This window comes from Chrysosporum bergii ANA360D (assembly GCF_029891735.1).
Taxonomy (GTDB): Bacteria; Cyanobacteriota; Cyanobacteriia; order Cyanobacteriales; family Nostocaceae; genus Umezakia; species Umezakia bergii.
Window position 1 is genome coordinate 12618 of the sequence record NZ_JANQDH010000013.1, and the last position, 16412, is coordinate 29029.

Annotated in this window: 8 protein-coding genes; 6 read left to right on the top strand and 2 right to left on the bottom strand. The window is 41.2% G+C overall.

The genetic code is table 11. From position 1 onward, the window contains the following. Positions 1-44: 44 nt before the first annotated feature. From NWP17_RS01760 to NWP17_RS01775, 4 genes are all read left to right on the top strand, one after another. Positions 45-6131, top strand: coding sequence for a hypothetical protein (locus tag NWP17_RS01760; protein WP_280653197.1), 6087 nt, complete (start codon positions 45-47; stop codon positions 6129-6131). 272 nt (positions 6132-6403) lie between these two features. Beyond that, positions 6404-7879, top strand: coding sequence for an Asp-tRNA(Asn)/Glu-tRNA(Gln) amidotransferase subunit GatB (gene gatB / locus NWP17_RS01765; protein ID WP_280653234.1), 1476 nt, complete (start codon positions 6404-6406; stop codon positions 7877-7879). A gap of 307 nt (positions 7880-8186) precedes the next feature. Further along, positions 8187-10265, top strand: coding sequence for an S-layer homology domain-containing protein (locus NWP17_RS01770; protein WP_280653198.1), 2079 nt, complete (start codon positions 8187-8189; stop codon positions 10263-10265). 143 nt (positions 10266-10408) lie between these two features. Then, positions 10409-11089 (top strand): hypothetical protein, encoded by a 681-nt coding sequence (locus tag NWP17_RS01775; protein WP_280653199.1) that lies wholly within the window; start codon positions 10409-10411, stop codon positions 11087-11089. Between the two features lie 190 nt (positions 11090-11279). Here the strand turns inward: NWP17_RS01775 and NWP17_RS01780 are convergent, their stop codons facing one another. Next, complete coding sequence (locus tag NWP17_RS01780) at positions 11280-12818, bottom strand: DUF1565 domain-containing protein (protein ID WP_280653200.1); 1539 nt, start codon at positions 12816-12818, stop codon at positions 11280-11282. A gap of 328 nt (positions 12819-13146) precedes the next feature. Between NWP17_RS01780 and NWP17_RS01785 the strand changes: the two genes are divergently transcribed. Together NWP17_RS01785 and thiS are read left to right on the top strand one after the other, a co-directional pair. Further along, positions 13147-14265: a thiamine phosphate synthase gene (locus NWP17_RS01785; RefSeq protein WP_280653201.1), complete on the top strand. Its 1119-nt coding sequence runs from the start codon at positions 13147-13149 to the stop codon at positions 14263-14265. A gap of 25 nt (positions 14266-14290) precedes the next feature. After that, complete coding sequence (gene thiS, locus NWP17_RS01790; protein ID WP_280653202.1) at positions 14291-14503, top strand: sulfur carrier protein ThiS; 213 nt, start codon at positions 14291-14293, stop codon at positions 14501-14503. Here the strand turns inward: thiS and NWP17_RS01795 are convergent. Then, a complete protein-coding gene (locus tag NWP17_RS01795; RefSeq protein WP_280653203.1) occupies positions 14500-15732 on the bottom strand; it encodes a glycosyltransferase family 4 protein in 1233 nt (410 codons plus the stop codon). The genes thiS and NWP17_RS01795 overlap by 4 nt on opposite strands. Positions 15733-16412: the final 680 nt, after the last annotated feature.

The following is a 16412-nucleotide window of genomic DNA, read 5'->3' on the forward strand; positions in this document are numbered from 1 at the left end:
GATACAGAGCTTTCCCGACTCAATACCATTAGCATAGGTGAAAAATGCGTATTTCCATCAGAATCGAAACTGAAACTCAATGGTTGAGAGATTTATTTGGTTTGTCTGACCAAGCCGTCCTCAAGCTATCTTTGTCATCTTCACAAAATAGCCAAGAGGTATCAATCCCCTTCGCTGGGATTGAGGAAATAGAATTTGATGCTTTAGGTGATAGCGAAGTTGTTTTCGAGACAGATATTCCCGATAATTTTGGTGATATTCATCAAGTTTCCATAGATTGGGATTCTCTATTTCATCCCGAAAATGAGAGTATAAAAAGGATTTACATCAAAGAGTTGGTAGACGCAGGGAAAAACTACGACACAGGAAATATACAGCACACAGAGAGTAACGTTATTCCCATTACATCTACCACCCAAGGGGCTAATGACTACATAGATGGGATTTATTTTAATGTTTGGCGTAAATCAAACACAGCCAATCAAACAAGCGTAGGAACTTTTTCAGGTAACTTCGATACTTCAGGGACATTTAACCCCGATGGAAAAACCTACGTTTTAATTCATGGTTGGGTAAATAGTGGTGGTAATCCAGATAACGGATTTCTACCCAGTGAACCCGGAATGCAAATGCTGACAAAATATTTGCTGGGAAATATAGAGTCACAAGATAACGTTATTTGGGTGGATTGGAGTAACTATAGTGGTTACGAATTAGAACGAGGTACATTAACAAGATCCTTAAATTATCCCGAAGCCAGTCAAAGTTTAGCGAGAAATTCACAAATAATCAAAGGATATTTAGAAACTTTGGGCTTTAATAATCAAGAAGCGCTAAATAAATTGACTATTATGGGGTTTAGTCTAGGCGCTCAAACTGCTGGTTTAACAGGAAAACTATATAAAAAAGATAGTCTTGATGTTGAAGAAGTTTATCTTTTTGATCCAGCAGGTCCTATTTTCGAGCAGGCTTATGCCGAATTTAACCAAGCCGACCCAGAAAACTACCAGCCCTTTTATGCCGATGCAGGAAAGAATGTTTACGCTTTTCACTCATCGAAAGACACAGGCTATGATTTCCCCATAGGCGATCAAGACATTTATATAAACGCATACGAGTATAATAACCCTACTGTATTTCTCAACCCCCAACAACAAAATATTCCTTATGGTGGAGATTTTGTGTCCGCTGACTTAGAAAACGGGATTCCTTTAACAACATTTGGACTTCTTTATTTCAGAGGCGATGTCAACGACAAACAAGAGCAAGATGCCAAATATGGTATTGATTATAACCTATTAGAGATAGCACAATGGCCCGCTAGTGGCCCGTTATTTTATCGACAACCCAGAGATATAGGCCCAGGTCCTGTTACTCCTCAAAAGGAAGACCAGTATTTAGGTATTGCCACTCCCGACCCTTGGGGATTAGGAGCCCATGGCTACGGACCAGCTTTTTTTGCTAAAGTCCTTGCAGATCAGCCAGTCATAGATTTAAACACAAATAGTAACACTCCCAACCTCAACGTTACTTGGGATGAAATTAGAAATCCAGATAATTACGTTACCGATAGCGCCACTAATTCTCAGGTATGGTTTATCAACGAAGAAACCTTATCTAATGCTTCCACCAACTCAGCCACATACAAAGTAACCACCAAAGTGGCTAATATAGATTGGCGCAGAAGAGATGGAACAGAGAAAAAAGTCTTTATCACTCTTAAGGGAACTTTGTATGATGGTACGAGTTACTCTAGTGACCCCATCAATCTCCGAGACTTTTATTACCCCTTAGATGAAACTCAGACTTCTAACAACCCTTTTGCCAGAGGCGTTGAATCTAATTTCATCATTGAGTCTCAAGACTTTAGTGAGATTAAATCTGTTGTCATCAATGTTGAAGATGCCAATAGAGATTACCTGCAAATAGACGAGATAGCAGTAGAAAAAGTTTCCAATGTCAATACAGTTCCTTTATTTGAACTGAAAAACCTCAGCAGAATAAATGAACAAAGTATTTTTGGCAATACCAGTTTTAGTTCTTATCCCGCAAGTAGAGAGTATGTGAATATTCTTCAGGGAGATAATGCCTTTATTGATGGTGTTTGGTTTCATGTATTAGATGAAAATGGAGAAAGAACTCCCATTAGTGATGCAGAACTAGATCCCAATCAACCTACCTATTTTATTATTCACGGTTTTACAGCCGGGCGGGGGGATGCTTGGTTTTATGATAATTTACAATATCTCAACAACCAAGATTACAAGCTTGGTAGAAATGACTGGAAACGTTGGCAAGCTTTTAATTCCACCCAGCATGGTATTGGATTAACAGTTCAAGCTTATAATCCTGATGCTAATGTTGTCATTGTTGACTGGGGTAATTTTGACGGTCCATTCGACTCTACCCCCATTTATACTGCTCCTGCTCTTTTTGGCACAGAAAGAACCGCCAATGCCTTGGCAGATTATATACTTACTCAAGGTTTAAATCCAGAAAATATCACCTTAGTCGGTCATAGTCTGGGTGGTCATGTAGCAGGAAAAACAGGTCAAAGAATTAAACAAGACATAGCCCAAGGATTGTATGCAGATAATGTCAGTAGTTTAGGTACTATTATTGGCATGGATACTGCCGGTCCTATCTTTCAATCTTTGCTACCTTCTCAAAGACTAAGTGCGGATGATGCTATTAATGTTTACAACCTACACACTTCTGCCAACTTAGGTTATGACGGTCCATTGGCGCAATATGACTTATACATTAATACTTCTTCCCTAAGCATCAATCAAACAACATTAGGGGAACTAGTTATATCTGAATCCACATCGGCAGAGTATAATCACTCTGGATTTTCCAAAGGTCCATTAGGAGCTAATGATCATAGTTATGCTCAGGCATTAACTGCCCTAATGTTTGCAGAGAGTGTTTCCTCATTCCAAACGCAACCGGGAGAAACTTTTGATGATGTTTTCAATAGAAAAGAGCAAGCAGATTTCTTTTTGTTTAATAATAGTGTCTCGGCTAATTTTTACAATGACGCTTGGGGATTCTGGCGAGAACCTTTAGATATAGTACAGGAAACCAATTACGAATTTAGCTCAGAGGTTCAGTTTCCCTTGACTATTGAGAATCTTTTTGATAAAAATTTATTCAGCGATGAATACTTCAAATGGAATTTTGACACCACCTCTGAGTTTTCCGATAATGCAGGTTTTTGGTACGACAAAAATTATACCGATGAGAGACAAAGCGAACCGATTAATTTAGCTGTTTCTCCAGACACAAAATCTTACTACGACCTCAATGATCCACCATTGTTGATAGCTACGACAACAATAGCTGAACTGGCATTAGTATATCCACTCAAAGCCTTTGTGTCTCTGTACAATCTAGCCAGTAGTGCTTTCAGCGGTCCTTTAACAGGTGGGGAGATTTGGTTTGATCAACGAAATACAGACGGGGAACTCAATTTAACTCTTGACCCATGGGAAACACCTACTACCGTTGGCAATGATGGGCAATTTACCTTACAACTCACGGAAGAGCAAAACACTTATCAAGATGTCAGTCGAGGCTTATGGAACGGTGAAAGTTTCATTAATTTTACTGAGCAAGTAATAGATTTCCGTGATGGTGTAATAGTTGCCACTAGTGGGGACGGCAACGCCATGTTAGACTCAATTACTGGTGAAGATTACGGTATTCCTTTCATTGGCTTACCCGGAGGTAATATTTCCATTGTCACAACTCTCAAATATTCACCAGTACTACTTTGGAATGACGCTCCTCAAAATATTAATTGGACAGATAATCAACGTTATTATGAAAGGCTCACCCCTGAAGCGTTCAATCAAACATTCTCTAACAAGTGGGCAAATATTCCTGACCAATTGCTGGATGATCATTACAACCCATACACAGAATTAGGTCAAGGTAACGCCGATAAAGCTGCCGATGCTCTGACCTATCAATATCAACTTTTAGCACTAGTTCAAATTACTAAACGTCTGATGACCGCTTTGGAAGTGGATCGAGACAATTGGGGCAGAGAATTATCTGCTAGTCCGGTTGAGTCTGACGGTTTTCTGGCTATTCGTAGTTTTCATTTTCTCTTCCAAGTAATTTCAGGGAATGCAGACGAATATTACACCCAATTATGGAATGATTCCGGTTATGATTGGACAAGTTTAGATCCAACCAATGCTCAACAAGTCACCGAAGCTTGGACATATATCCTCAATACTCACGCCACCAAGTTAGGCGAAGAACAATCTTTCTTTGGAGCAGATGGAAAGCCCCTTAATCCAGGGGAAGTCCAGCAAAAAGTGGAAGCACTACCTCTGGAGTGGATCGCAGAAGCATTTACTCGCGGGCAAAGACAACTAGAAGTTATTATCAGGGATGCGGGCGCAAAAGGAACTAACTTAATAATTCCTGCTATTGCCGGCGTAAAACAGAGATTCCTGCAAAATGATTCTCAAGGTTTACTTTATCAGTTTGTAGATTTGGCCTTGGAAAGTGGTAGTAAAGCAGAATATGATGCCAAAACCGAAGAAATATTTGTACGAAATGACTACTACACCAATTATGTATCTTCAGAACCGGATTCGGCTTTAGGCATAATTTCTCTGACTACTGATAGTGGTGCATCAGTAGAAAACATTGTCCTGGATTCAGCTAATGAAGTTGAAAGATATTTTCAGATTGAATTATCTCAACCGGCTCCTGTTTATGGTTTAACTGTGCGTTATGTGTTGGGAGGAGATGCTGTTGAAGGGGAAGATTATCAGATTGAAGAAACAGGTTATGGTTCTTTCTACATTGCCCCTGGTGAAACCAGTTATCGATTAAATTTAGCAGTTAGGGGTGATGCAATTAACGGAGAATCAGATTCAATCCAATTACGTTTACTCAATGCTGATTCCGGTTTTGCTATCAGTGCTGAAAAGAACTTAGCTAGTTATTTAATTTCAGCAGAACCACTGGTTTGGGGTGGCATCAGTTTTACTCCCTCCTACTCCGCCATGGGAGATGCTGGAGATAATGTTCTTTCTGTGCCAGATTCGGCGGTAAATCCGGTTTTTGTGGGAGCAGAAGGTGCTGATGAATTTATTTTCAACCATCAAGTGAAAGGGGTAACTTATTTCCAAGACTTTGATCCCTCCCAAGGGGACAAAATCTTGGTCAACCAAACAGATTTCCCCGCAGCTGTTCCAGGTGACTTCACAATATACAGTGGAACCCTCTTTTATCAAAACGAACCCCTGGCTTTAGTGGGTAATGTAGTGGAAGGAAGTGAACAAGCCTACTCAGCATTAACTCTTAGAGCCAATGTCGAGATCAGGAAATCCATAGTCAGTGGTACTAGGGCAGATGATACGCTCACCCTCTCTAGTAGCGAAACTGGATCTATGGTATTTAGTGGCAGTGGTAATGATACCATCGAAGCTAGTCTAGCCACCGCGGTGAAGGTGGAAGCGGGAGCAGGTGATGATACCATCTTCCTCAGCAGTGATAGTTATGGAAATGGTAACATCGGCGCAGATATGCTTTATGTTGGTTCCCAAGGTGCCGCTAGTGGTAGTGTATTAAATGGCGGTGCTGGTGAGGATACCCTGATAGTAGTTGAGGGCGGTGATACCAATACTCTCCTTGGTGCAGCTGACAATGATAACTTACAGGTAGCTGAAGGTAGGGGACAGTTATTGTTTGGCGGTTCCGGTGGGGATGAGTTGCGTTCTAGTGACCAAGGGGGTAACCGTCTCTATGGTGGTTCTGGGGATGATCAACTCTATAGTACCGTGAGCGATCGCCTGTTTGGTGGTGCTGGTAGTGACAGCCTGTATGCCGGGGTTGGTGGTGATAACTCACTCTGGGGCGGCGCTGGTGCTGACAATTTCTGGTTAGTAATGGGAGGTTCACTACCGGATAGCCCCAATATGGTTAATGATTTTGCAGTGGGGTCAGACCGCATCGGCATAAGTGGTATTACTGCTAATCAAGTGAGTTTAGTTGCTCAAGGCAACAACACCATGATTAAAGTTGATGGTGGTGACGTAGCTGTATTCACCGGGGTCAATCCCAGCCAACTAGACGTTACGAATAGCCAACAGTTTATTTTTGTTTAACCAAACAACCCAACAGGAAGGATGAGTTACTTTCACCCTTCCTGCTTTCCCCTTTCTTTACACATTAATTACGCGTAATAGGCAAGATTTCCTCATTGTCACACTAAGTAATTATCACTCCTGAAGAATTAATTAGAGAATTAACCAACTCCTAAACACTTACATTTATTTAGTATTAATAGAGACTAAAACAAATTAGCAGACAAAATTCTGAATTGAAGCTACAGACAGCTAAAATAATAATATATGGTATGACTAGCAATATTTATAGTATGACTGCTGCTACGACTGTAAAAACTGAATACGAAGCGATTATTGGTCTAGAAACCCATTGTCAACTCAGTACCAACACCAAGATTTTCTCTGATAGCTCTACAGCTTTCGGTGCTGACCCCAACACTAACATTGATCCCGTGTGTATGGGATTACCAGGTGTCCTACCTGTACTGAATGAAAAAGTGCTGGAATATGCTGTAAAAACAGGTTTGGCTTTAAACTGCCAAATAGCTAAATACAGCAAATTTGACCGTAAACAGTATTTTTATCCTGATCTGCCTAAAAATTACCAAATTTCTCAATATGACCTGCCTATTGCTGAACATGGTTGGTTAGAAATCGAATTAGCAGATGCTGAAGGAAACCCAATTCGTAAACGCATTGGTGTAACTCGTTTGCACATGGAAGAAGATGCAGGCAAACTGGTACACGCAGGAAGCGATCGCCTCTCCGGTTCCACCTATTCTTTGGTAGACTACAACCGGGCAGGTGTGCCATTAGTAGAAATTGTCTCAGAACCTGATCTGCGTTCAGGTCTAGAAGCTGCCGAATATGCCGAAGAATTACGCCGCATTGTCCGCTATCTCGGTGTAAGTGATGGCAATATGCAAGAAGGTTCCCTACGCTGTGATGTCAATATCTCGGTGCGTCCAGTGGGACGTAAAGAATTTGGCGTGAAAGTAGAAATCAAAAACATGAACTCGTTTAACGCCATTCAACGGGCTATTGATTACGAAATTGAACGGCAAATTGCCGCCATAGAAGCTGGGGAACCCATCATCCAAGAAACTCGCCTCTGGGAAGAGGGCAGTCAACGTACAATTAGTATGCGAACTAAAGAAGGTTCTAGCGATTACCGCTACTTCCCGGAACCAGATTTAGCACCCATTGAAGTATCTGCTGAACAATTAGAGCAATGGCGTAGGGAACTTCCGGAACTACCCGCCCAAAAACGTCATCACTATCAAGATGATTTAGAGCTTTCAGTTTATGATACACGAGTTTTAACGGAAGACCGCACCGTAGCCGATTATTTTGAAAATGCCATTGCAGCCGGCGCAAATGCCAAAGCCGCAGCTAACTGGATAACTCAAGATATAGCCGCATACCTCAACAAGCAAAAGCTCAGTATTACCGAAATTGCCCTAACTCCTGCCAATTTAGCCGAGGTAATCACCCGCATTGAATCTGGTAAAATTAGCAACGCCCAAGCTAAACAAAAATTGCCGGATTTACTAGCCGGGATGTCCCCAGAGAAAGCCTTTGCAGGTCAAGAGTTAATCACTGATCCTAGTGTACTAGAACCCATTATTGATGAAGCCATCCAGGCCAATCCCAAAGAACTAGAAAAGTACCGTAAAGGGAACACAAAGCTTTTAGGCTTCTTTGTGGGGCAAGTGTTGAAAAAAACTGACAAACGAGCTGATCCTAAGCTAACCAATGAATTAGTGGAGAAAAAGCTAAATTATTAAATGTTGATCAGTTTTTAACCTAACTCTTCATCATATCTTTACAAAGAATCTCAAAAACAGGTTACACCCCTCACACCTAACGAGGTATTCTATGTATAGTAGATGAACCCTAATGATCTGGAGAGTTGCATCAGTGGCTCTCCTTATTTTTTTATCAGAAAATAGCCTGAAAACCCTTGCCAACTGTTCCCTGTTTTAATAATAAGTAATCAAGCTAACATGATATTAATAAGTGCAAGTGGAGACGAAAATGGTATAAGTTATTATTGATGACCGTCAAAACTTAAACATTGTATCTCAAGCATCAATGGTGAACTCTGCCCTCCTGACCACAGTTTATGTTAATCCTGTCCTGGGGAATGATAACAATAATGGTTCTCGGTCTAGCCCCTTTAAAAGTCTCACCCGCGCCTTAAAAGCGACCAAAACGCCAGTGATTGTCCAGTTGACACCAGGCAACTATAGCACTGCTAACGGTGAAGTATTTCCCATAGTTATTTCTGCGGGCGTGACAATATTAGGTAACGAAGCTAATAAAGGTGCGGGAATTATTATTTCTGGGAGTGGTAAGTATCAAAGTCCTAGCTTTGGTTTACAAAACATTACTATACTTTTAGAAACTAATGCCAATCTTCTAGGTGTGACTATAACTAATCCCGTAGCTAGAGGTACTGGTGTTTGGATAGAGTCAGCAGCAGCCAATTTAGCTAATAATAGTTTTATTAAATGTGGTCGAGAAGGTATATTTGTCACAGGAAGCGCTAAACCCGCCATTGTGGATAATGTGTTTCAGGAAAACGCCGCCAGTGGCTTGATGATGGCGCGCTATAGCAAAGGAGAAGTGCTACGGAATGTATTTCACAGTAACTCTTTAGGCATAGCAATTAGTGATTACGCCGCCCCCCTAATAGCACATAACACAATCTCACATAACCGATCAGCGATCGCTCTTTCTCGCCATGCTAGACCTGTGCTGCGTTATAACCTCATTACTAAGAACACCCAAGGGGGGATGTTAGTTAACGGTAATGCTATCCCTGACTTAGGTAATAGCCAAGACATAGCAGCCAATACTTTTGAGCATAATAGCCCTTTTGATTTATACAACAGTACACCACAGCCCCTAGTTTCAGCAGGTAATCACTTGAATCCTACCCAAGTGAAAGGCAAGGTAGATTTTATAGCCGTCCGGGAAGATAATCCTCGCAGTATTTCAGGTAGCAGTAATATTTTTTCCGACTTAGGGGGACATTGGTCGGCAGATTTTGTTGAAGCATTAGTAAGTAGAGGGCTAATTAGCGGCTTTCCTGATGGTACCTTTGCCCCAGATGCGCCCATCAATCGCGCTCAGTATGCAGCCATCATTGCTAAAACTTTTCAACTACCTAAAATAAATCCAAGTAGTAAATTTACAGATGTCAATCCCCAGTTTTGGGCTGCATCAGCTATTTTAAAAACTGCTGAAATGGGTTTTATCAGTGGTTTTCCTGATGGCACGTTTCGACCAGGACAAAATTTGACCAAAGTACAAGCCATAGTATCTATAGTCAATGGCTTGCAACTAACAGGGGGGAATCCCCAAGTATTAAACCTGTACCGCGATCGCGCTCAAATTCCCACTTATGCGACTAATGCTGTAGCAATTGCTACTCAAGCATTACTAGTAGTTAACTATCCCCAAAGACAACTACTAGAACCACTGCGAGATATCACTCGCGGTGAAGTAGTAGCATTAATTTATCAAGCCTTGACAGCCACTAGTGAAGAAAAAGCCATCCCCTCACCCTATATTGTCAGCCCCGATATCAATCTACCCGGATTTACCGATATGAGCGGACATTGGGCAGAACCATTTATTCGCGGGTTGGCAAGTCTGAATTTAACCAGTGGTTTTGCTGATGGTAGCTACCAGCCAGATCAACTCATGAATCGCGCTCAATATGCAGCTTTAATAGCCGTAGCCTTTAACCCAAAACCGAAACGCCCCGCAGTTAATTTTACAGACGTATCTCCAGACTTCTGGGCTGCTCAAGCCCTACAAATAGCGAGTAGAGGTGGTTTTATTAGTGGATTCGGCGATGGTACCTTCCGCCCCAATCAAAATGTGCAAAGATTACAAGTAATTCTCTCCCTGGTCAGTGGACTAAGCCTGGCAAAAGCTGATCAAAATACAGTACTCACCTATACAGATAGTAATACAATTCCCGATTATGCTCGTCAAGCAGTGGTAACTGCCACACAACAAAGAATAATTGTCAATTACCCAGACCCCAGAGAACTTGTACCCATGAGAGAAGCAACACGTGGAGAAGTAGCTGCAATGGTTTATCAAGCATTAGTTGCTATACAGCGAACACCAAGAATTAATTCAACTTATATTATTTAGACATTCAGCAGGTGAACAAGTAAAATGAAAAACACTGTTGATTAAATTATAAACTCTTGATAAGTAATCCCATAGCTCAAAACACCATCAGCCATAAGCGAAGGGTAGAGAATTTATACCCCTCCCCCCCAGGTGATACTTCCATGTTAACAACACCCCCAGCAACTCCTACTGAATTGGCAGTCGCTCTGTTAAATCACTATAGTTTTGACCTCAGTGGGTATAGCGCCAGTGAGCTAATTAACCGTTGGCAAACTCAATACCCCGTCAACTGGCTACATTTGGCAGTGGTGGAGGCACTATATCAAGGTCGCTATAAAGCCATATCAGTGCAGCAAATCCTCACATTTTGGCAGCGTCGAGGCCAAGCTATTTATCATTTCAACATGGAATTTGAACGCCTGATTTGTAGCAAATTTCCCGAAAGCCTAACTCAACTAACAACACCAGTTCTACCCCCTCTCAAGCAACAAATTAAAAACGAATCAGCATCTATTCAACAACCAGTTACACCCAATCCCTTACTGAGTCAGGTAGGCAATAATGATTACAAACAAACTCAAACCGCAACCATACAATCAATCAATCAAGAAAAAGAGAAACCAGTAGAAGGTTTTAGCACTACTACCCCCGCCACTCAGTCCAGGCTGAACACACAAAATTCTATTCCAACAAACTCTCCATTACAAAAACCTGACCAGCAGACAAAAATACTACCACCATCTACCAATCATCCCCCCATTGGGCAATTTACCCCAGCCATCAGCAATCGCGTTGATTCCTTTACATCAAAACTTAAAGCTATATCTGATGACAAGGGATAAGTACCTATGCCCAAGTACAATTCAATACTCATATTCAATTCCTAAATCTTGCCTTGGACATATTTAAAACTAATATTCACTCAATTAGCTACAGTAGCGGGCAAGACTTGTACTGATCTTAGCCATAGTATGCCCGCACTATAAGTTTCATATCATTTATATTTGTTACCGCACTCTTGTTGACAAAAGGCTATAACTGTTCAATTGTACTATTTAAACCATTGCTATTAAGCAAAAGTCGGATTTGATCGGCATTATGGCGATCGCTAAACACTCCCACTTGCATAACTCTACGACCCCTGCTGATAGTAGGAAATGCCTCTGGTATCAAGTTTTTCACCATGTCTCGTTCCCTATTAGTTGCCGTATTCACCACTACCCGGTAACGTACGCCCGGTTGAACTCTATTGTCTGGAGTTATATTAGAAAAGCCAGTATTGCCATTGGGAAGTGGAATTGGTGGTAAAGGTGATTCACCAAAGGGCGGTTCTGGTGATGTAATGGCTAATGGGTTGGGAAATTGTGACTGGGGAGCAACAAATTCCACAACATTGGGATCAACCTTCACATAATTTATCTGTGACTGATTAGCAGCAGACAAAGTAATTTCCTCACGCTTTGGGATTTCCCGGACCATAGCATTTGCTACAGTGCTTGGTTGAGGATTTATAGCCATAGGTGCTGTTTGAGCGTTGAAATCCACCTTCCCTGCAATGCGATTTCCTAACAACTTATTACCAGCAGCAGGAACGATCTCCTCAGTAGCACTAGCATTAATGTCATAGCGCATATTATTGCGAAATTCGTTACCCCCTGGTTCAGCAACAGTACCCAAGTTTGGTATTGATTGGGCAATGGCTACTAAACCATCCTCTCTACTACCTTGTATTAAATTATTTCGTAAAATCGGCCTGGCATTGGCTTGTACTATCACCCCAGAGCGATTGTACTGAATTTGATTACCAACGATTACAGGAGCAGCATTTTGGGTAATATTAATCCCAAATCCCGTTTGCTGAAAAACATTTTCTTGTACTTGAGGCTGAGAATTACCGCCAATGGTCATCCCATTCGCCCCATTACGGTAAAAATAATTGTTGCTAATTGTCGGCGCACTGTTACCAGTCAGAGAAATTCCATCTTGAGTACTGCCAGTAAATGTGTTATCAGTAATGACCGTATCACTTGATTCCATCCACAACCCATAACCACGAGTATTAGGATTAGTCACCGTTACCCCCCTTAACTCAGCTTGGTCAGCGCCGATAATTGCCACATTTTGACCGCCAAAGCTGCGACTGAGAAATTCACCACCGCCCTGAATAATAATCCCCCGTCCTTTGTTGCGAGTATCCCCTTGAATAGCAACACCAGGTTTGAGTTTGAGGGGGAAAACTTCCCCCGTCTCAGCAGTATAAGTACCTGGGGAGAGCATAATCACTGTATTGGCAGAAGCCACCCGCAAAGCTTGAGTAATCGTTTGCAAAGGAGCGCTTTCACTACCATTACCCAAAGTGTTATTGCCCACAGTTGGGTTAACAAATAACACCTTAACTTGAGGACTGGTACTTTCCCTCTGGGATATGCGAGTAGGGACAGATGGCATTTGAGCCAAAACCCTCCCAGGGCTGATACACAGTAAGCTGATACCAGTTAATCCCAAGCTCAAACTGAAAGACAAGATCAGAGATAATCTTTGGGTTTGTGTGGAATGATATTCAAAATACATAATCTACTCACTCAACTTTAGATAAGTCCTAACAATAAATGTTTTATACTCTGATACACTAGGATGTCGATAAGTTCCCATCCGTCATGACTCTGTTTACCTTTTCCCTACCACCACGAGTAATTTTAGTCATCAAAGGGGATTCCCATATTTAACTTAATATTAAGCAATTAACCGGAGAAAAAAACACATCTTGTTGGCTGAGAAGGTTAAGATGTATTATTGAGTCGTCACTATATTTTTGTCAGCTGTGTATTAGAGTAAATATGTATCAATAAATGCAAAAATCCCCAGACCTGCTATATTAACTAAGAAATTTGTCATCAAAATGTCTAAAAGTATTGATACTACCTCACTTAATGAAATTAGTAATAGGGTTGTTGTCATGGTCGAGCCACACAGCCAAAAAGCACAAACACAACAGGTTGTTTACCGCATTTTAGATGCCAATTTAGACCGAGCTAGGGAAGGACTGCGAATCATTGAAGAATGGTGTCGCTTTGGATTAAATAATGGTCAATTGGTCGGGGAATGTAAGTATTTACGTCAAGATTTGGCTCAATGGCATACTGCGGAACTACGGGCGGCGCGAGATACACCAGGAGACCCGGGTACTGAATTGAGCCATCCCCAGGAAGAACAACGCTCTAACATGAAGGCGCTATTACAAGCAAATTTTTCCCGCATCCAAGAAGCAATGCGGGTGCTGGAAGAATACGGCAAGCTTTATCATCCCAACATGGGTAAGGCTTTTAAGCAGATGCGCTATCGTGTTTATACCCTAGAAACTAGTTTAATGGGCTACCAACGCCATCAACTCCTGTGGCGATCGCAGTTATATCTAGTGACCTCTCCTGCGGAAACTTTGTTAAAAACTGTTGAAGCTGCTCTCAAAGGTGGATTAACTCTAGTGCAGTACCGTGATAAAACTGCTGATGATATTGTGCGTGTCGAACAAGCGATCAAATTACGGCGGCTCTGTCACTCCTACGGTGCTTTGTTTATTATTAATGACAGGGTGGATCTAGCTTTGGCTGTCGATGCCGATGGGGTACATTTGGGACAACAAGATATGCCCATTACCATGGCCAGAGAATTACTCGGCCACCAGCGTTTAATCGGCAAATCAACCACCAATGCCGAAGAGATGCAAAAGGCAATTGCTGACGGTGCAGACTATATTGGTGTTGGCCCAGTTTATGAAACTCCCACCAAAGCAGACAAACCAGCAGCAGGCTTACAATATGTCAGCTATGCAGCTAAAAATAGCTCCATTCCCTGGTTTGCTATCGGTGGTATAGATGCGAGTAATATCAATGATGTGATTGAAGCCGGAGCAGAACGTGTAGCAGTAGTAAGAGCCATCATTCAAGCAGAACAACCTACCTTAATAACACAATATTTTCTCTCCCAACTTCATCGCATCAAAACCATAGCCAATTCATAACTGAGCATTAACACTTACCTTAAAAATGTCTAATCAAATTACCCTCCACGTCAACGGGGAAACTCGTACTTGCTCGCCCCAAACTCCTTTACCAGATTTACTCCAACAGTTAGGCTTTAATCCCCGTTTAGTAGCCGTAGAATATAACGGTGAAATTTTACATCGTCAATTTTGGTTACAAACACAACTACAGCCAGGCGATCGCTTGGAAGTAGTCACCATTGTTGGCGGTGGTTAATTCAACAAACCATTAGGAACAGCTTCACCAAGGTACAGCGAACGGTGAAGAGTTTTGCGTCCGGCTAATTCTTTACCTTTGCGTCCAAATTTTTCCCGTAACTGCTGGTCATGACACAAACGTTTGAAAGCTTGAAAAACATCATATCCAGATTGGGGATTCACCAAAAGACCATTTTCTTCATGACGAACTATATCAATCACAGAACCAAAACGAGAAGCAATCACAGGTTTACCAAAATAGCCAGCTTCTAAGTAGACAACTTCAAAACCCTGGATATAGTTTTGAGGAGCTAACAAAGTGAGCATAGCGAATATATCACAGGCTGCATAATAGCCGGCTAATTCACCCCCAGTTACATATCCGGTAAAGTGTACCCGCTTATCTACCCGCAAGCGCTGGGCTAAATTTTTTAATGCCGATTCACACGGACCATGACCACAAACTATATAATGAACATCAATTCCATTTGTTAACAGTAGTGGTAAATTTTCAATCACGCGATCAAAGCTTTTCTCCTTAACTAGACTCCCTACCGAAAGAATCACTATTGCTGTTTCTGGAATATTGTAACCTGCCCGCATTCGTTGACGTAAATCATCAAAATTACCTTGATTTTTGTCTACACCAAACTTTTCTGGTCTAACCACAGGTTGAATGACATGAGTAGGAGTTTTTAGGCGGAAACTCTTGCGGAGGAAATCTTCAGTAATGTAACTATTGCAAACAATTCCTTCAGCCCGTGTTAAAGTCAGTTTCAGGAGCGATCGCCATACAGGATTGTGAACAGTAGCCACAATATCACTACCATGCACATACATAAAAAAGCGTATGGGTAGAATATAGCTTAATAGCAACAGCGCCGGAAACTCATAGCCATGTCCCCATTCAATATAACGGTAGTGATAACGAAAATACAGTTTAATAGCCAACACAAAAGAGCAAACCAAATCAATAACAGGCTGCAAAAAACCACCCACCAAATCACCAAACCAACATCGAGAATTTGTCCAGCGATACACAGGAAAATCCTGCCCTTGGTCAAATACTTCATCCCCAGAACAACCAGCAGCCAAAACAACTACCCGATCCGGATCTTGAAGACAACGATTATAGAGATATTCTCCAATTACTGCCTGATTAGGTAGAAACAGATGGGATATTACTAGAATGTCAGGAGATGCCGTTTTATTTCTAATTTTTGTTGGCAGTTGTGAGATATTTTCCATGCTAATTTTGGTCAGTTTAACTCAAATAGTTGTGCAAGTGTAAATAAGTGTAAATACTGTAATTCAGGTAGCAGTTGACCTCTAATAATTTAACTAACTTTCTTCTCCTCAATTCTAACTTAAATATCTGCTACAATAGAAACAAACCTCCACACTTGAGATTAATTTAGTGTATTTTTAATCCTTCTGTATCTAATTAGCTAACACCTATCCTAGACAAACCAGGGATTTGCACATTTATTCCCAGAAATTTTTACAACCCACAACTAATAGACATACCCTGGGGATATTTGTATACCTGATTACAAAAAAACATAATTCCCCATCTTTGAACTAATACATTACAGATATCTCTACAACACTTTATAACATTAAGGATAGGGAGTTGTTGATTATTTGTGTGAAGTCTTTGTAAATTATATTTGTGGTTGATAAATTCCCCTAAGTTAATGATTTCCATCAAACCATGACGATATCATGAATAGAAATTGATCAAACTTGTTGATTTCAATACAATATCCTGAATAACCGTTAATGTAGTGCCAAAATGCCAAACAATAACCACTGGAATAGGCAAGGCTTTAGAATAACTTTATAAAATTAAATAAAAATTTACCTACAATATCAGCTTAACTCAGCGGTGGGTATCCCTTATGTACGGTTATCTGCCACGGAAACCC